This window comes from Parabacteroides caecihominis (assembly GCF_023656785.1).
GTDB lineage: Bacteria > Bacteroidota > Bacteroidia > Bacteroidales > Tannerellaceae > Parabacteroides > Parabacteroides segnis.
The window spans coordinates 1-19,013 of the sequence record NZ_JAMOKS010000064.1; the positions used below are offsets into that span (position 1 = coordinate 1).

The following is a 19,013-nucleotide window of genomic DNA, read 5'->3' on the forward strand; positions in this document are numbered from 1 at the left end:
AAACGACCGTTTTTTCTAGTCACACATGATTTTTACTAAAATTTTATGTGGTATGTATTGTGTTGATTTTTAAAGTGATACTGGGGTTTATAGCAATGTCTTTATTGTGTTATGATGGATACTCGTGATGAATTAGTGGAGTTGCAACAAGGAAACCATAAAATTTTTGAATGCTTATTCAAAAAGTACTATGTTTTTCTTTGCTATGAAGCACGTTCTTACATCACGGAAAAACACATAATCGAAGAGATTGTCGGAGATGTCTTCCGTTGGTTATGGGAGAACAGGGAAACGTTGGTCATTACAACTTCTATTCGGGCTTATTTGGTCAGGGCTGTTCATAATGCATGTTTGTCGTATCTCAGACGAAATCAACCTGAGTATATTGAAATTGATGATAATATTGCAGAAAAGAATACATTATTTTCATTGGATGAATCCCCGCTCGATTATGTCCTTTCCAAGGAACTGATAGAACGGGTAAGTAAAGCGGTGAAAGATTTACCCCCTCAATATAAAAAGGTCTTTGAACTCAGTCGGTATAAAAATCTGACCTACGTGGAGATTTCGGAAGAAATGGGAGTCTCTGTAAACGCGGTGAAACTGTATCAGAAGAAAGCACTGGCACAACTTCGCCAGGTTTTGAAAGAATATTTGCCGGCTTCTCTGGATTAGTTCGTTTTGCGAAAATTTATCAGTATTCGCATAGGATTGTAATCTATTTAGTAGATTATTCGCTTTTTTATGAACGAAAAGTAATAAAATATCAAAATATAAATGCATCTTTGTTGCGATAAGAAGTGGTCGGCTTATCGGTTGTGGGCTTGTTAACGCAACAACAATATAAATACTTATGAAAAAGATTCTTACGCTTATTATTTTGTTAGGATTACTAGGTCCTGACCGATCGTTTGCACAGAACAGTATTAAACTGTATCCCTATCAGATGACCCCGTCCCGCCATCCCGATTATCAGCGTCATCATGTGAAATCGCCGGATGCTTCTTTCTTTCATGATAAAATTCAGTTTATAGCACTACGTGACCTTTCCGGCGATTATAAACAAAAACTCGATCAGTGGGTGGATAAGGATAAGCTCGGGGATATCTTGTGGGTTTCCTATCCGCTGGTTTTTCAGGATAATCTGAAAGAAGTCGTTGCCGAGATAAAGAAAAGAAACCTGTATCTGTTTGACCTTTGGGGATATATCCCGGGTTCGGGACCTGGCGGATATTGGACGCAGTTCGTTATTCCCGATGGCGTACTCGATCTTTTTGAGAAAGAACTGGGCGACCGTTGGCTGGGTATGGATAACGGTGAACAGGACGGTCGGTATGTCGGTAGTTTTGCTCCGCGAATGTATCCGTTGGGAGCTGACCGTAAACAACAATACTTTAACTTCCAGCGTCATTTCCAGGAAATGGGCGATCAGCTGGGAAATAAAATGGCAACTCTCGTCTCCCTGAACTTCGGTCATTATTTCCTGAAAGAAGGAGTTTATACATTGATAGGGGCGGAAACGGCCCAGGGATTGCCTAACTCGCAGATTTATTATTCCTTTATCCGCGGAGCCGGTAAGCAATATGGCGTTAACTGGTTTGGAAATGCTTCCGTATGGAACCGTTGGGGATATAAGACATACGATTCGAATGCTACCGGCATAGATGATGACTATAACAGTGGCGGTCCGCTGAAAGGAACCTCGCTCGGGTTGCTGAAACGGTTGATCTATACTCATTTGATGTACGATTGTGTGGCTGTCGGTTTCGAAGGGTCCATGCGGATAGACGACAAGAAACTGAGTCCCATCGGTAAGATACAGCAGAGTGCGGTTAAATGGGTAGATAAATACGGTGATCCGGGTGTGATGTACACACCGGTTGCTTTGATGACCGATTTCTTTTCCGGCTGGTCTTTCCCGCGTCATCTATATTCCAGGCAGGCTTATAAAGTATGGGGGAATCTGCCGTATGAGTTGCCGGATTATCTGACGGACGGGATGCTCGATATTTTATATCCCGGTTATCAGGATGCTTCCTATTATAAAGATGAAAGAGGGTTTATAGCTCCTAATCCTTATGGCGATATTGCCGATTGTCTGATGAGTGATGCGCCGCAATGGGTTTTGCAACAGTATCCGGTACTGGTCATTGCCGATGAGCTTCGTCCGGGAAAAGAAATCAACGATAAACTGGAAACTTATGTGAATGAAGGCGGGCATCTGATTATCACTGCCGGTTCACTGAAAAACATGCCGGACGGAATTGCCGGTGTCCGTGCCGGAAACAAAACGACCGTGTGCTCAGGTCCGGTGACTTACAAAGGACAGTCGTTAAATGAGCGTGTTCCTTATACCTTGTCAGAACTGATTTATCCGGCATCTGCGACAATCCTGCAAAAATCGAACGAATTGCCGGCCGCTATCGAGTTGAATGCCGGAAAAGGAAAGATTACTGTTATTGCATCACCTTACGGTGTTACCGAACAACCGCAATGTGAACTTCCTGTCAAGGTGAAGGAAGAAATGCCGCTGGATAAACCCTACCCGATATTAAACCATGTGAAAGCATTGATGGGAGATATTTTCTCTTCCGTACAACTGTTCGAAACCAACCCGGAACTAAGTCTTGTAACCTGTTCCAGAGGCAATGGCGAATATACTGTTCTGATATCCAACGAACACTGGACGCCGAAGGACTTTTCCATCCGGACAAAGACCGGAAAAATCGTTTCTATGAAAGAATTACCGACAGACTGTTCAGAAATGAAAGCCGTTGGATATACGCCTAAAGTGGCTGTAAATACCTCTTTCGGTAAAAATACCTCCAATACGATTGCCGGCGGTAATGTGCGCATTTTCCGTGTCCGGTTGAATCATGAAGCGGATATAACCGTTATGCCGGAAAGTACCCCGGTACCGAATGTTACGGGGCGTTCGCTTGTTTTACGCAATATCTCGGATGTAAAGGAAGAGATTTTGTCGCGTCCGACTTTCTTCGAACATTATGACCGTGTGGTGATTGACTGGCGTTATCTGAATAATAAGGAAAAAGAAGCGTTGAAGCATGAATCCGGTTGGCTGGGACGCCAGAAATTGAAAATAACGGTGGATTTGACTTCCGGATTGAACCTGTATCCCGATTTGAGGATCGTAAATAATGATCCTCCTTTCTATCAGAAGAGCATGGATATCATGATGCGTGTTATTGACAAGATGGAAATACTGGGTGCTGATGAATTGCTGATTTCTACCCAGCGGACCATTGAGAATAATTATACGATGGAACAGTTCTATGCTTCCCTGAAAGAATCGTTCCAGGTTTTGTCTGATTATGCTGCGAAAAAGAATATCCGGTTGGTATTGCGGCAAGCCGTTTCCCGTACTCCGGATACCATAGAGGGGTTGCAGAAACTGGTAAATGAGGTGAACCGTCCGAACTTTACCTTGGCTCCGGCTTTATCTTTGTTGTTGAACGATGAAGCGAACCTGGACGGTAATCTTTCCCGGTTGAAACAGATGGATATAAAGGATCTTCTTATTTCCGTCCCCCAAAAAGATATTCACAATCAATTATGGAATACGAATGCTCCGGTTTATAAATCCGGGCAGACAGAAACTATACGTAAGATATTATCCGTATTCCCGGATGCCCATTATATTATGGATGGCCTGTATAATTCGCAGGATGAAGAATATCTGGACGGAAAAGAATTAGACAAACTTGTTACTAAAAAATAATCGCCTATGTGGAAGAAATTATTAATTACAGGATGTATGGCTTTCTGCCTGTTGGGGGGAAGCGCGTTATCTGCACAACCTAGTTGTGAGACAAAGGAAGAAGTTACGTCCGAACAGCTGAACAGGACGAAGAAAGGCCTGGATGCTATGCTGAAAGAGTTGAAGAACAACTCCTGGTATCAGTCTGAATTGAATAAGGCGGCATCGTTGGCTACACCGTCTGAACAGATGCAGGCTTATAAGAGTCTGGCCGGTCGTTTGATTTCCGTACTGGAAATACAGGCCGAACTGGAATGGATGAAACCGGAAGCTATTCAGGAGGCTTTGGGTATCATGAAAAAGAGTTCGGGTTTTGATGCAAATCTGGCTGAAAAACGTTTCAGTGAATTGAAGTCTCTGCTGTCCAGAGGTTTTGCCGGAATCTATACCGGAGATCAACAAGCACTCGACAAGGCTAATAAGGCGTTGGCCCTGAAACGCGAGTTGATGCTGATGAGCCCGGATGTGAATGTCGATAAGATGTTGACCGTTAAATTCAATCTTGGAGAACGGGCCAATTTTGTCGGAGCCGGAAGCCTGGGTATCCAGCCGAACAACTGGTCGAATCTTAGCTCTGCCAGCCGTAAGAATTTTAAAGCGGAACTGGTGGAATTGTCTGGCCTGAAAAGCGGAAACCTTCAGGAAAAGACTATTTATAAACCGGCTGTAGAGGGTTCCTCCGTGACCGACCTGGTGTTGAACTGGGATGGGAAACGCTTGATGTTTACAGCATTGGATACGACACGCAGATGGCAGGTGCACGAAATCAATCTGGAAGGCGGCGAGGCCCGGCAGGTAACCAACATTCCGGAGCCTGACCTGGAGTTCTTTGATGCGACCTATCTGCCCGACGGACGTATGCTGGCGATTTCCAATATCGGTTATCAGGGCGTACCTTGCGTAAACGGTAGTGATGCAGTGGGTAATATGGTTTTATATGATCCCAGTAACGGTGACCTGCGCCGTCTGACATTCGACCAGGATGCGAACTGGCATCCGGTGGTGATGGCAAACGGTAAGGTGATGTATGTCCGTTGGGAATATACGGATTTGACTCACTATTTCTCCCGTATCGTGATGCATATGAATCCGGACGGAACCGAACAGAAATCGTTATATGGTAGCGGTTCCATGTTCCCGAACAGTATCTTCGACGTACAGCCGCTGCCGAAGCGGACGAACCGCTTTGTCGGTGTTATCTCCGGTCACCACGGGGTTGCCCGTTCCGGCCGTCTGATGATTTTCGATCCGGCAAAGAGTCGTAAGGAAGAGAAAGGTATGATACAGGAATTGCCGTTCCGTGGGCGTCCGATCATTCCGGAGGTAAAAGATGAACTGGTAAACGGTGTGTGGCCGCAATTCATCAAACCGTATCCGCTGACCGACGAGACTTTCCTGGTAACGGCCAAACTGTCTCCGTACAGCCGTTGGGGAATCTATCTGGTGGATATTTATGATAACCTGACATTGGTTGCCAATGCCGACGATGCCGGTATGATCTATTCCGTTCCGGTGAAAAGTACTCCGGTACCTCCGGCAATCCCGGACCGTATCAAACCGAATGAAAAGGAAGCGACTGTCTTTATCCAGGATATTTATGAAGGCGAAGGACTGAGAGGCGTTCCCCGCGGACAGATCAAGTCATTCCGTGTATATGCTTATGAATATGCTTATCGCAGAACGCTGTCCGACCATTATAATCACGGTATCCAGGCCGGATGGGATATCAAGCGTCTGCTGGGAACCGTTCCGGTAGAAGAGGATGGCTCTGCTATCTTTAAGATTCCGGCCAATACGCCTGTCTCCCTCCAACCGCTCGATGCGGACGGACGTGCCGTACAATGGATGCGTAGCTGGTTGACCGGTATGCCGGGCGAAGTGGTATCCTGTGTGGGCTGCCATGAAGATCAGAACACGATCCCGGTTCCGAAAAGGGTTGCCGCATCTACCCGCAAACCGCATGAATTGAAGATAGCGGATGGTGGTGTCCGTTCTTATACATTTAAATATGAGATACAACCGATTCTCGACCGTGCCTGTGTGGCTTGCCATGACGGAAGCAAAGCCGGACGGCCGAACTTTAAAGACACGACTTCGGTTGGTATAACCGACTGGAGCGGTACGCGTTATTTCCAGAAGAGTTATCTGGCCTTCCATCCGTACGTAAACCGTCAGGGACCGGAAGCGGATATGTATGTGATGACTCCCTACGAATATCATGCTTCTACCAGCGAAATCGTCCGTATGTTGGAACGTGGCCATTATAATGTGAAACTGACTGATAACGAATGGGATCATCTCACGATGTGGATCGATATGAACGCTCCGGGACGTGGCGAATTTGATGCTGATCCGTTGAATGGATACGAACAGTATAGCCGTCGCCTTGAACTGACCAATAAGTATGCGAATGGTGCCGGTGCCGACTGGCGCAAGGAACTGGCTGATTATGCAAGTTTGCTGAAAAGTAAGGGAGAGATCAAACCCGAATTGCCGGAAAAGGTTGCTCCTGTCAAGCATAAAGAGGTAAAGATGAAGGGCTGGCCTTTGTCTGCCGACGATATTCAGAAGATGTTGTCGAAAGAAAAATCGTTACGCAAGGAAATAGAGGTTGCCGATGGCGTGAAAATCGCCTTTGTCCGTGTTCCGGCAGGTAAATTCGTAATGGGTACGAATGACGGTTATCTCGATCAGGCTCCTGAATTTAAGGCAGAAGTGAAGAAAGGCTTCTGGATGTCTGAAAAGGAACTGACCAATGAGCAGTATAACGCACTGGTTCCCGACCACGACAGCCGTATCTACGCACAGCACTGGAAAGATCATACGACTCCTGGTTATCCGGCAAATAAACCGAACCAACCGGTCATTCGTGTAAGTTATGAGGAAGCGGTGAATTATTGCCGGATGCTTTCAGAAAAGACCGGCCTGAACGTGCAGCTTCCTACCGAAGTCCAGTGGGAATGGGCTTGCCGTGGTGGTAGCGACCAGCCTTTTTGGTATGGTGCTATGGACGCAAACTTCGGACCGTATGAGAACCTGGCCGATGTACAGTTGGAAAAGATGGCCGTTACAGGTATCGATCCCCAACCGATGGAGAAGGATAATCCCTGGTTCCCGTATTATAATTATATGCCGAAGGTTGAAACGGTCAACGACGGTCTGATGATCCCGACGGAAGAATATACCTATAAGGCAAATCCGTTCGGCCTGATCAACATGCACGGAAACTTACAGGAATGGACCCGTTCGATATATGCTCCGTACCCTTATAATGACAAGTCACAGGAAACGTTGGAAGCAAAACAGGTAGTTGCCCGTGGCGGTTCCTGGGTAGACCGTCCGAAAGATGCAACGGCAACAGCCCGCCGTGCTTATCTGCCCTGGCAGAAAGTGAATAATGTAGGGCTTCGCCTGATCATTGAGGATTGAAAATAAAACATATATCTTTTACAAACGAAATAAGGGACTTTCATCGACGAAAGTCCCTTATTTCGTTTGTAAAACACCTATGCTTTGAGAGTAGGATAGAAATGTAAGGAAAATTGTATACTTTTGAAAAGTGAAAAGGCTATAACTTAATTAAGTTGAAAAAGGGAGATACTAATATTCAAGCTATTCTTGAAGATCTGGCAACGAAGAGCTCTGAGCCTGCGTTCAAATCTTTATACTTCTCTTATTCCGACCGGATAATGAGGTATCTTGTTATGTATGTAAAATCCAGCCAAATAGCAGAAGAATTGGTATCTGATGTTTTCTTCGCTCTTTGGGAGAATAGAAAGCAATTAGTGGAAATTACTAATTTCGACGCCTATATTTACCGGATAGCCAAATTTCGGGTTCTGAAGTATTTGCGGGATAACAAAACTTTGACTGTTGACCTGGATGAAGTGCCAATTGAACTTTTTGCCTTTACCGAAACGACGCCCGAAGACGATTATATCTCCCGTGAATTGATTGATACCTTAAATGAAGCGATCGAACAGCTACCGACCAAGTCAAAACTGGCTTTTAAATTGGTGCGTGAAGACGGCATGAAATACAAGGATGCAGCGGAGCATTTGGGGATATCGGTCAAAACGCTGGAGGCACAACTTACCTATGCGATGAAAAAAATCGCGAAAATTTTCAATATAGATTAAGGGTAAAATTCAATTTTCGGTACTTAGATAAAAAGTACTGGAAATTGTATGGATCACGAAATAGAACAAATCATCTTAAGGAACCTTTCAGGCGAAGCATCCTGTGAAGACATTCTTGTCTTTTCAGAGTGGCTTTCTTCGTCTGATGCCCATAAAGATTCTTTTCTGAAAATTAAGAAATACTGGGATGCGGAGGTTGCGGGCGTGAAACTCCGTAATCCGGAAGCTGCCTATAATATGCTGTTGGAAAGAATCCGGAAAACAGAGCGAAAGAGAGTGGTTCGACAATTATGGATAAAATATGCCGGTGCTGCCGCAGTTGCTGTCATTATCGGCATTGCCGGTTATTGGATGGGTGGGCATCAGGCTACCGCTCCTCTGCAATATTATTCTTATATCACGGGAAATTCCATTTCTTCATTTGAACTGCCGGATGGAACAGAAATATCATTGAATAAAAACAGTAAGTTGTCTTATTCCAGTTCGTACGGAGAACAGGTCCGCGAAGTCTCTTTGGATGGGGAAGGTTTCTTTACGGTGACGAAAGATAAAGAGAAAGCCTTTGTGGTGGACCTGAATGGTTCAAAAATATCCGTATTGGGAACTGTTTTTAATGTAAAGAACTATAAGAAAGAAGACATAACAACGGCGACTCTGGTTGAAGGTTCGATCCGTTTTGAAACACCGGATCAGCAGATTGTCTTGAAACCTGACCAACAGCTGGTCTTCAATAAGTCCAATAATAAAATAGACATGACGAATGTCTCTACGGACCTGGTTACGGCCTGGAAGAGCCATTTGATAAAATACAGGTCGGTCCCTTTCCGGGAGTTCCTGGATATGCTGAAAGAGCGGTATGAAGTGGAGATCATCCTGTCGAATGAAGCATTGGGCGATCAGAAAGTAACAGGTTCTTTCGATGAAAGCCTGACAGTCGATCAGATACTCGACCTGATGAAGAAGAACCTTGTGTTCAGATGGAAGAAACAGGGCGAGAGCTATGTGATCAATTAACATGAGTATTAACAAATAAAAAGAAAGGAGCCATGAAAACACAGAAGAGATAAGCATATATACTATTTGGAAAAAACAAAACCGGCCATTCTTGGAGGGAGCAGCCGGTTCAGTTTCGAGAAATTAACCGGTCAATTCAAGCTACTGGAAATAGCAGGGATTGACAATTAGTTAACTTAATTCATTTACAAAAATATGAAAATTATATGGATCAACGAAATCTCTTTTACAAAAGAGGTTAAAAGATTATTGCTTCTTATGAAAATCACATTGATCATCTTATTTATATGTATTTTTCAGTTGCAGGCTATTGACTCTTACGGGCAGAATGCAGAACTATCAATGAATATGGAAGAAGTCTCTTTGAGCGAGATATTCAATGAAATAGAAGAACAGAGTGAATTTTTATTTAATTATAAGGATAGTGATATCGGCCATGTGAGGGCAAAAGTAAATATCAAAAATGGAAATATAGAGGAGGTGCTGACCCAGGCATTGCGAAACACAAACCTGTCTTTTTCCATTAACGACCGGCACATTACTATTTTTAAAGTACCCCAGACCGTAAAAAAAACGGGGAAAGTGATAACCGGAAATGTAAAAGATGACAGAGGGGAACTTCTGTTAGGCGTTTCGATCCTCATAAAAGGAACTCCCCGGGGAACGGTGACGGATATGGACGGTAATTACTCACTGGAAGTACCGGATGATCAGGCAGTGCTGGTCTTTACTTATTTAGGTTATAAAACCAAAGAACTGTCTGTTGCCGGAAAGACAAAACTGGATGTTGTTTTGATGGAAGACACTCAGAATTTGGAAGAGATTGTGGTGGTCGGATATGGAACAATGAAGAAAGAAAATCTGACCGGTGCTGTCGCCCAATTGAAAGGGGATGTTCTGGAAAGTCGCCCTGTAACGAATATCTCTCAAGCTTTACAGGGGACAGTTGCCAACTTGAATATTTCATCATCAGACGGTGGAGCTCCGGGAGGAAAACAATCGATCAATATCCGTGGATATACCGGGTTTGGTTTGGATGACAGTGGTAATATGGTCTCGAAATCGCAATCACCTTTAGTCATAATTGATGGGATACAGGGAGGAGACCTCAATACCGTTAATATGGAGGATGTAGAAAGTATCTCCGTATTGAAAGATGCTGCCTCTACAGCTATTTACGGCTCAAGTGCCCCTTATGGTGTTATTATTATCAATACGAAAAAAGGAAAAAGAAGCTCGAAAGCGACTATAACATATAATAATAATTTTGGATTTGCCCAACCTATAAACTTGCCGCATATGCTGAATTCGCTTGATTTTGCAAATCTTTATAATGAGGCAGCAGATAATGCAGGTATAGCAAGGCCGTTTACTAATGAAAACATTCAGCGCATCAAGGACTATCAAGCCGGGATCATGAAAGACGAGACCATTGCAAATCCGGCAGCAGGTACGGATGATTGGCTGACATGGACAGGTAATGGTAATAATGACTGGTTTGATATATTCTTTAAAGATCTCTCTTTCAGCCAGCAGCATAATATCGGGGTTTCCGGAGGTACGGATAAAACCAATTACTACGTAGGTCTTGGATATAACCAGAAGAACGGTTTATATAATTATGGCGATGATGTCTATAAGCGTTATAACATGAGAACTAACCTTTCGGTTAACTTGACGAAATGGCTTACTTTTAATATGCGCGGATCTTATTCACGTTCAACTACGGATTCTCCCAATACGTATTCAGGGAAAACCGGAGGTAACTATCTGCATCAGATCTCTAGAAAATGGCCTACAGCACCGTTGTACAATCCGGACGGTTATTATTCTTATCCGAGTGATATCCGTTTGCAGGAAGAAGGTGGTCGCTCAAAGGCAACGACCGATCAGGCTATTCTGACAGGAGAGTTTGTCATTACTCCTTTGGAAGGATGGGATATTACCGCCAATTACACTTTCGACGGAGCTTATATCGATAAGTCTGACCATGTAAAGACATTATATGTGACTAATCCGAGTGGAGCTACTTCCTTGTATTCCGGAACTTCTCCTAACAGTTTTTCGAGAACGAATAACAAAAATCAGCACCATGTTATCAACTTCTTCTCTTCTTATGAGAAAAAGTTTAAAGATCATTATTTTAAAGCGATGGTAGGATATACTCAGGAACTTTATGATAATCTGGAACAATATTCCGGTAACTCTTATCTGTATTCGGATGACATACCTTCCCTGTCTTTAACTTATGGTACATCTCCTTCTATCAGCGATAAAGCCAGCCAGTTGGCTATCCGTGGCGGATTCGGACGAATCAATTACAATTATAAGGAAAAGTATCTGTTAGAGTTGAATGGGCGTTATGACGGGACTTCCCGTTTTCTGAAAGATGTCAGATACAAGTTCTATCCCGGTGTTTCTGCAGCTTGGGTTTTATCGAAAGAAAATTTTTGGATACCGATAGAAACCTATGTGAATACATTTAAGTTCAGAGTGTCCTATGGCTCATTGGGTGACCAAGGATTTACTGACAGCTATTATCCATTTTATCCGTCGATGTCGACAACGGCTCCGACAAAAAGTAACTGGCTTTTTTCTGATGGCAGACATGCTTATGTCAGTTATCCGGGGCTTATTAATCCGAACCTGACCTGGGTCACCACTACTACTATAGACTTTGGTGTGGATATGACCTTCCTGGATCATCGGTTGAATTTTACATTTGACTGGTATAAACGTTCGGCAAAAGACTTTGTCGGTCCGGCAGAAGTATTGCCCTCCATTATAGGTGCAAATTCTCCCCAGACAAATAATTCATCCATGGAGACAAAAGGGTTCGATCTGTCTCTCGGTTGGAAAGATCGTGTCGGTGAATTTAATTATGGGGTGAATTTTGTATTGAGCGACTATATGAGTAAGATTACAGAATATCCGAATCCCACCGGATTGAATACGACCTGGTATGAAGGACGTAAGGTCGGAGATATCTGGGGGTATGAAACAGTTGGATTTTTCCAGTCGGAAGAAGAAATAAAATCAGCTCCTTCGCAGGAAAAAATACATGCTACATGGACTCCGGGCGATATCCGTTATAAAGATTTGAACGGAGATAATAAGATTGACTGGGGAGATAATACCTTGGAGAATCCGGGGGATAAGAAGGTGATCGGCAATACGACTCCCCGTTTCTCATATGGTATAACTCTGAGTGGCGATTATAAAGGATTTGATTTCTCAATCTTTATGCAAGGTGTTGCAAAACGTGATGCATGGTTTAACTCAAATATATTCTGGGGGATTGTAGGCGACCAGTGGCAGAGTTCTGTTTTGAGCACTCATACCGATAGGTGGTCGGAAGATAATCCGGGAGGATATTTCCCCAAATATTATTTGTCTTCGCAGAATAATAAGAATACGCAGACACAGACCGGCTATTTACAGAATGCAGCTTATATGCGTATTAAAAATCTGCAGTTGGGATACTCTTTCCCGAAATCGTTGATCAGTAAAATCAATTTTGAACGTTTAAGAGTGTATGCAAGTGTTGATAATCTGGCAACATTTACAAGTCTGATCGATAATATTGATCCGGAATTCTCCGCTACTGACGGAAAACTGTATCCGTTACAGCGTACCTGGTCTTTGGGTATGAATATTACATTCTGATTGTTTAACTATATGAAAATGTGAATATGAATAAGTTTAGATTCAAATTATATACGATAGCAGCTTCTCTGTTTTTATTACTTTCATCGTGTAATGACGACTTTCTGGAGAGAAGTCCGATCGTGAATATCAGTGATGCCAATTTCTGGAAAACAGCGAACGACCTAGAACTGTATACCAATAATTTTTATAACAGGAGCGATTTGTTGAATAGTTATGGGGATTGGGGATCAATTGGCCCGTATGGATTAGATGCCGACAATGGGACCGATACACAGGTGGCCTATAATTATAATACCCGCATGAACGGAGAAGCTACAAATCCGGCCTCCGGAGGCGGCTGGGCGGTCAATGACTGGGCGACTTTGCGTAATATCAATTATTTTATGGCTAACTACAACAAAGTGGATGCGCCCTGGGATCAGGTAAAAGTTTATGTCGGAGAGTCTTTGTTCTTTCGTTCGCTCTTTTATTTCGGGAAGTTGAAGACTTTTGGTGATTTGCCTTGGATAACATCGCCATTGGATAATACGTCCAATATTTTGTATGAGGGACGTTTACCTCGTAACCAGGTGGTCGATTCTATTATGCTTGACTTGGATAAGGCAATAGAGTATTTACCGGAAAGAGGGCCGTCATATACGGGAAGGATCACTAAAGAGGTCGCTTTATTGTTGCAGGCAAGAATTGCTTTATATGAAGGAACCTGGGAGAAATATCATGGAATTAAAAATACTCCGTTTAAAGTTGTAAATTCTGATGGCACGAAATTTATCCAAAAAGCGGCGGAGGCATCGAATGCTTTGATAACATTGGCTGAATCGAACGGTAATACGAAGCTGGCTGATTGCACGGGAGAAGCCGGATACACAAATCTTTTCAATCAAAGAGATTATAGTTCCAATAAAGAAGTTTTACTGTGGCGTAAATATTCTGTTAATGACGGACAGTATACTCGTTGGGGTGCCTATTATTATGGTGCGGGAAGAGGTTTGACCAAAAGCCTGGTCGATTCTTATTTGTGTATGGACGGGAAGCCTATTTCTGTATCTGACAAGTACCAGGGTGATAAAACGTTGAAGAATGTTGTTGCGAATCGTGACCCCCGTTTGAATCAGACAATTTTTGTCGATGATGGAAAGCATATACTTTTTACAGACAATAATACCTTCTTTGCTACTCCTGGTTTTGAGGGAGTTATCGCTAATAGTTGCCCGACCGGATATCAATTATATAAAGGATTTAATACAAATTATACGGAATGTATAAATCAACAAAGTACTATTGGAACCATTTATTTCCGTTACGCCGAGGCTCTGCTCATCTATGCGGAAGCAAAAGCGGAGTTAGGGACAATCACACAAATGGATATTGACCGGACAATTAATGCGTTACGTAATAGAGTCGGCATGAACGAGGGATTGTTGAATATGAATAATATCGTAACTGATCCGAATTGGGAGTTTAAAAATATCAGTCCGCTGTTGAATGAAATCCGCAGGGAACGTAAAGTCGAATTTGCCTGCGAAGGGTTCCGTAGAGACGATATTTTCAGATGGGCTGTTGTTGATGAAGTGATGGTTGGTAAAAAGCCCAAAGGAGCAGTAAAAAGCCAGTGGGAGAATTATCCGAATACAACAGATGCTTTTGTTGAAGCCTGGAGTGTTTTGGGTGAAGATGAAAACGGTTATATCGATCCTTTTAAATCATATCCGGCAATGGATAATGGATATCGCTTTAACCTGGGCAGGGATTATTTACAACCTCTGCCGACGAATGAATTGACATTGAATCCGGAGTTGGGACAAAATCCTGGATGGTAAGGTTCATATAGCTTTCATGAGAATTCTATTGGTAGTACCGACTGACTGCGAATAGAATTCTCATTGGTTTATAATAATTTCTTCTGTTATTAAAATATATATGTATGAAATATATTCTGTCTTGTTTAATCTCGTTTCTGGCAGTATTGCCTGCTGTGGCACAATGGAAATGGTTTGATCCGCTTACCTGCGGTTTCCCTGTTATACAGAACCAGGGTTTTATCCATGAGATAGGGAACTCATACCATCGGTTGCCTGATCGGGCGAAAGATGTTGTGAGAAAGGAAGTTTGGAATCTTTCCCGGGAGTCTGCCGGATTGTCGATACATTTCTTCTGTAATGCTCCGCAGATTAAAATCCGATATCAGGTAACAGGCGGTTTCGCTATGCCTCATATGCCGGCAACGGGCGTTTCCGGTATTGATCTTTATCGTATGGATGACAATCATTCCTGGGATTTTTGTTTCGGGAATTATGCTTTTGCCGATACGGTAGTCTATTCATATAATCACATGAAAAAGCACTCTGGTCGGAAGAAAGGTTTCGAATACAAGCTGCTTCTTCCTCTTTACAACGGGGTGAAATGGATGGAAATCGGTGTGGCGGAAGATGAAAGTGTTGAGTTTGTCCCTGCATCTGAAGAACCTTCCATTGTAGTGTATGGCACATCTATCGCACAGGGAGCTTGTGCTTCCCGTCCGGGGATGGCCTGGACTAATATTTTACAGCGTTCATTGAATTGTCCGGTTATTAATCTTGGCTTTTCCGGTAATGGTAAACTGGAAGAAAATGTATTGGGCTTTATCGGTGAACTGAATGCCCGGTTGTATATTCTGGATTGTATGCCTAATTTTCCGGATGACGATTATGAAACGATCTATACGCATGTCGTTAGTGCTGTTAAACAACTTCGCCAGAAAGATAAAACTCCGATCCTGCTTGTTGAACATGCCGGTTATAGTAACGCCAAAACCGATTCGACACAATTCGAATATTATGATCATACGAACAGAGCTTCCCGAAAGGCGTTCGAGACGTTGACGGCAGAAGGTGTACCGTCTGTTTTCTATGTTTCACATGATGAACTGGATTTTGATCCGGATGCATGGGTAGATTATGTTCATCCTTCAGACGTTGGCATGCAACGACAGGCAAAGGTTTTAGAGAAAGCTATACGAGATATTTTACACGAAGATAATAACAAATAAGCTTAAAATATATTGTTTATTATGGTAACCAGAAGAGAATTTATAACTAAAATGTCTGCCGGACTTTGTTGTTTGGCATTAAATATTTCCTGTAAAAAAGAACCGGGCTCTCATAAGGTCCGTTTCGGTGTGATATCAGATGTTCATCAGGATTTGCAATCCGATGCGCCCAGACGGCTTCAGGCTTTTATCGATGCATCAAAGGATTGGAATCCGGACTTTATTATTCAATTGGGAGATTTATCCCACGGAGAAGACTTCGATACGATCCGGAAAGTGTGGGAACAATTTCCCGGGAAGAGATACAGCGTTCTCGGTAACCATGACATGGATCATACTCCTAAAGATGCTATGGTGAAGGTTTTGGGAATGCCTGCAAAATATTATTCTTACGATTTCGGAGGAATTCATTTTGTCGTTTTGGACTTGAACTATATGCGTGAAGATGGACAGTTCTTTGATTTTGACCATGGTAATTATTTTCGTGCCAAGTGGGGGGTAGACCGTGATCTGATATCACCGGAAGAGTTGGAATGGCTGAAGACTGATTTGGCTAAAACAGACAAACCGATAGTTCTTTTCTCTCATCAGGGACTGGATGATGTGGCCAAAGGTTATTGTCCTAACAGGGAAGAAGTCCGTGCATTGTTCCGTGAGATAAATGATAAGAATAACCAAAAGGTAATAGCTTGTTTTTGTGGGCATAATCATGTGGATGCATATTCGAAAATCGAAGGTGTTCATTATTTCCAAATTAATAGTGCCTCCTACTTTTGGACAGACGATGCCGATCATTATTCAAACGGGCATATGATCGAATACAAAGATGCGCTTTATGCTTTTGTTACCATAGATTTAGATTCCAATCAGATCACCGTAGAAGGTGTCAAGAGTGAATTTCTTCCACCGGCACCTAAACCGGAAGACTTTAAGAATGCAGATAAAGTTTATCCTTATGTGAGTGATAGGGTGGTTGACCTCTAAAATACCTTTATTAATACAGATATATATGATGGGAATTCGTACTTTTATGCATCGTTAAATAAGATAGCAATATGAAACGTCGTAATTTTCTTGAATGTTGTATGCTCTCCCTGGTTGCGGCAGCGGCAAAAGCTAAAGGAGTTGCTCTTGAAACGGAGGCATCAGGCTCCGGGCGGCTGAAGTTTGGTGTTATATCGGATATTCATCCGGATATAATGCATGACGGGGAACATCGGTTACAGGTCTTTTTGGAGGCTGCGGCTAAAAATAAGGTCGATTTTATTATTGAGCTGGGTGACTTCTGTTTTGCTAAAGAGGCTAATATTCCTTTCCGAGATTTGTGGGATAAGTTTCCGGGAGATAAGTATCATGTTTTAGGTAATCATGATATGGATATTTGTACCAAGGAAGAGTATATGGAATTTGTCGGGATGAAGAGCCGTTACTATTCTTTTGATAAAGGGGATTTCCATTTCATTGTGCTTGATCCGAACAATCTGTTTGTCGACGGGAAGTATATCCCTTATAAGAATGGAAATTTCTATGTCGATACGAGCCAGCGTGAACATCTGGACCCGGAGCAGCTCGAATGGTTGAAAAAGGACCTGGTGTCGACGGATAAACGGTGTATTCTTTTCTCTCATGAATGTTTTGAGAATACGGTACAGAACAGGGAACTGGTGCGGGGAATCCTGGAGGCGGAAAATGAGCGATGCGGTTTTAAGAAAGTGATAGCAGCATTCAGCGGACACGATCATACGAATTATACCAAAGAGATCAACGGCATTACCTATATCCAGATCAACAGTGCTTCCAACCAATGGGTGGGAGAGAAGTATGCCTGTCCGGAACGTTTCAGCGAAGATATAAACAAGCAAAAGCCGTCTCTGAAATATACCGTTCCGTACAAAGATTCTCTTTATGCAATCGTAACACTTGATTCAAAAAGCCTGAAGATGAAAGGACGTGAAAGTTCATTTATCCCTCCGACTCCCACGGATATAGGAATACCGGATACCATGTATCCTTTTCCGCTGGTACCCTGGATAAAAGATTTTGATTTGCGGTTCTGATTTGTTTGAATGTATCCCGATGTTTGATAATAACACTTACTCATAGCCTCTTTTGATACAACTGTCCAGCGACATATATAACATGTCGGCAATAGTATCTTTGAAAGCTTTATAACGTTCGGATTTCATCTGAAGTTCGAACGCCTCCTTATTTATATACTCTTCAAAAACAAATATATTGTTTGTGTCTGATTTTTCATCGTCAATATATAATCGGACAAAAGAATAGAGAGAATCTGTATCTTTATACATGTTTTCAGCTGCATTGTAAAAAGTATCGCTGTATTCCTTTTTTACTGGAATCCTATAAGCTATAAGTTCCGTCGTGTCTTTAACAGAAGTTTTTTTAGAAGGTACTGTTAATTCAGTCGGAGTAACATTTTTATCCATATGAAACAGAATCGCTAATGAGATAAAAAGTATTAAAACGGTAGCAACGAGTAATATATTTTTCATATGTCGAATTGAAACGTTATTGTTTTAACAATTGGGTAAGTTGTTTAACACCCTCCGAAGCTCCGGCTCTGATAAAGTGAATATCATTCCGGTATGTGTTTACGTCTTTCGGGTCTATCAGATAGATCGGTTGGCCGCGGCGTACGTAATTCAGTAATCCGGCAGCCGGATAGACGTTGAGGGAGGTGCCGATGATGACGAAAATGTCGCATGATTCTACCATACGCATGGCCGGGTCGATCATTGGAACCGCTTCACCGAACCAGACAATGAACGGACGAAGCTGTACACCGTGCGGGTCTTTGTCTCCGATATGGATATCCGGATTCTCGGGTGACAGGTCGTAAGTCGTATTCAGGTCGCGGACGGAACAAGATTTCATCAGTTCGCCGTGCAAATGGATCACATCGCTGCTTCCTGCCTGTTCGTGCAGGTTATCGATATTTTGTGTAATGATATGAACGTCAAAGTCCTTTTCCAATTCAGCCAGTCCGATATGTCCTGCGTTGGGCTTAGTGTTGAGCAATTCCCTGCGTCGCTGGTTGTAGAAGTTGAGGACCAGTTCTGGGTTGGCAGCAAAGCCTTCGGGGGTTGCAACATCTTCCACCCGGTATTTTTCCCAGAGACCGTCGGAGTCACGAAAGGTCGAAATGCCACTTTCGGCGCTCATGCCGGCGCCGGTCAGTACGACTAATTTCTTTTTCATAAGGCTATTGTGTTTTAAGTTTAGCAAAGATAAGTAAATAATAAGAGATATTGTTATGAATTAGAAACAAATATCCCCGGTGTTTTTGTGGCATCGGTTGTTTTTTCGGGAGTAAAGCGAGGTGTTATTATTTGTATAAATTACATAGTTCTGCTGGAACTAGGAT

Annotated in this window: 12 protein-coding genes; 10 read left to right on the top strand and 2 right to left on the bottom strand. The window is 42.8% G+C overall.

Annotation, left to right across the window (positions count from 1 at the left end; all coding sequences use genetic code 11):
• Positions 1 to 111 precede the first annotated feature (111 nt).
• From NBH14_RS27685 to NBH14_RS27730, 10 genes are all read left to right on the top strand, one after another.
• Positions 112 to 675: an RNA polymerase sigma-70 factor gene (locus tag NBH14_RS27685; RefSeq protein WP_186958503.1), complete on the top strand. Its 564-nt coding sequence runs from the start codon at positions 112 to 114 to the stop codon at positions 673 to 675.
• Between the two features lie 178 nt (positions 676 to 853).
• A complete protein-coding gene (locus NBH14_RS27690; protein ID WP_186958502.1) occupies positions 854 to 3,739 on the top strand; it encodes an IolE/MocC family protein in 2,886 nt (961 codons plus the stop codon).
• 6 nt (positions 3,740 to 3,745) lie between these two features.
• Entirely contained in the window at positions 3,746 to 7,207 is a 3,462-nt protein-coding gene (locus NBH14_RS27695; RefSeq protein ID WP_186958501.1) for an SUMF1/EgtB/PvdO family nonheme iron enzyme, read from the top strand.
• 155 nt (positions 7,208 to 7,362) lie between these two features.
• The gene (locus NBH14_RS27700; protein ID WP_250817966.1) at positions 7,363 to 7,917 is read left to right on the top strand and encodes an RNA polymerase sigma factor; all 555 of its coding nucleotides are present in this window, start codon (positions 7,363 to 7,365) and stop codon (positions 7,915 to 7,917) included.
• A 48-nt stretch (positions 7,918 to 7,965) separates the two neighbouring features.
• Positions 7,966 to 8,931, top strand: a complete 966-nt coding sequence (locus tag NBH14_RS27705; protein ID WP_186958500.1) for a FecR family protein — start codon at positions 7,966 to 7,968, stop codon at positions 8,929 to 8,931.
• A 258-nt stretch (positions 8,932 to 9,189) separates the two neighbouring features.
• Positions 9,190 to 12,597 carry a TonB-dependent receptor gene (locus NBH14_RS27710; RefSeq protein WP_186958499.1) on the top strand — a complete coding sequence of 1,136 codons (3,408 nt, stop codon included), beginning with the start codon at positions 9,190 to 9,192 and terminating at the stop codon, positions 12,595 to 12,597.
• Between the two features lie 26 nt (positions 12,598 to 12,623).
• Positions 12,624 to 14,420, top strand: coding sequence for a RagB/SusD family nutrient uptake outer membrane protein (locus tag NBH14_RS27715; RefSeq protein ID WP_186958498.1), 1,797 nt, complete (start codon positions 12,624 to 12,626; stop codon positions 14,418 to 14,420).
• Positions 14,421 to 14,524: 104 nt separating this feature from the next.
• Entirely contained in the window at positions 14,525 to 15,628 is a 1,104-nt protein-coding gene (locus tag NBH14_RS27720; protein WP_186958497.1) for an SGNH/GDSL hydrolase family protein, read from the top strand.
• Between the two features lie 21 nt (positions 15,629 to 15,649).
• On the top strand, positions 15,650 to 16,612 hold the full coding sequence (locus NBH14_RS27725; protein ID WP_186958496.1) for a metallophosphoesterase family protein: 963 nt from the start codon (positions 15,650 to 15,652) through the stop codon (positions 16,610 to 16,612).
• Between the two features lie 71 nt (positions 16,613 to 16,683).
• Positions 16,684 to 17,685, top strand: coding sequence for a metallophosphoesterase family protein (locus NBH14_RS27730; protein ID WP_186958495.1), 1,002 nt, complete (start codon positions 16,684 to 16,686; stop codon positions 17,683 to 17,685).
• A 36-nt stretch (positions 17,686 to 17,721) separates the two neighbouring features.
• Here NBH14_RS27730 and NBH14_RS27735 read toward each other — a convergent pair whose 3' ends face one another.
• Positions 17,722 to 18,141: a putative quinol monooxygenase gene (locus NBH14_RS27735; protein ID WP_186958494.1), complete on the bottom strand. Its 420-nt coding sequence runs from the start codon at positions 18,139 to 18,141 to the stop codon at positions 17,722 to 17,724.
• A gap of 16 nt (positions 18,142 to 18,157) precedes the next feature.
• On the bottom strand, positions 18,158 to 18,847 hold the full coding sequence (locus NBH14_RS27740) for an SIR2 family NAD-dependent protein deacylase (protein WP_186958493.1): 690 nt from the start codon (positions 18,845 to 18,847) through the stop codon (positions 18,158 to 18,160).
• Positions 18,848 to 19,013: the final 166 nt, after the last annotated feature.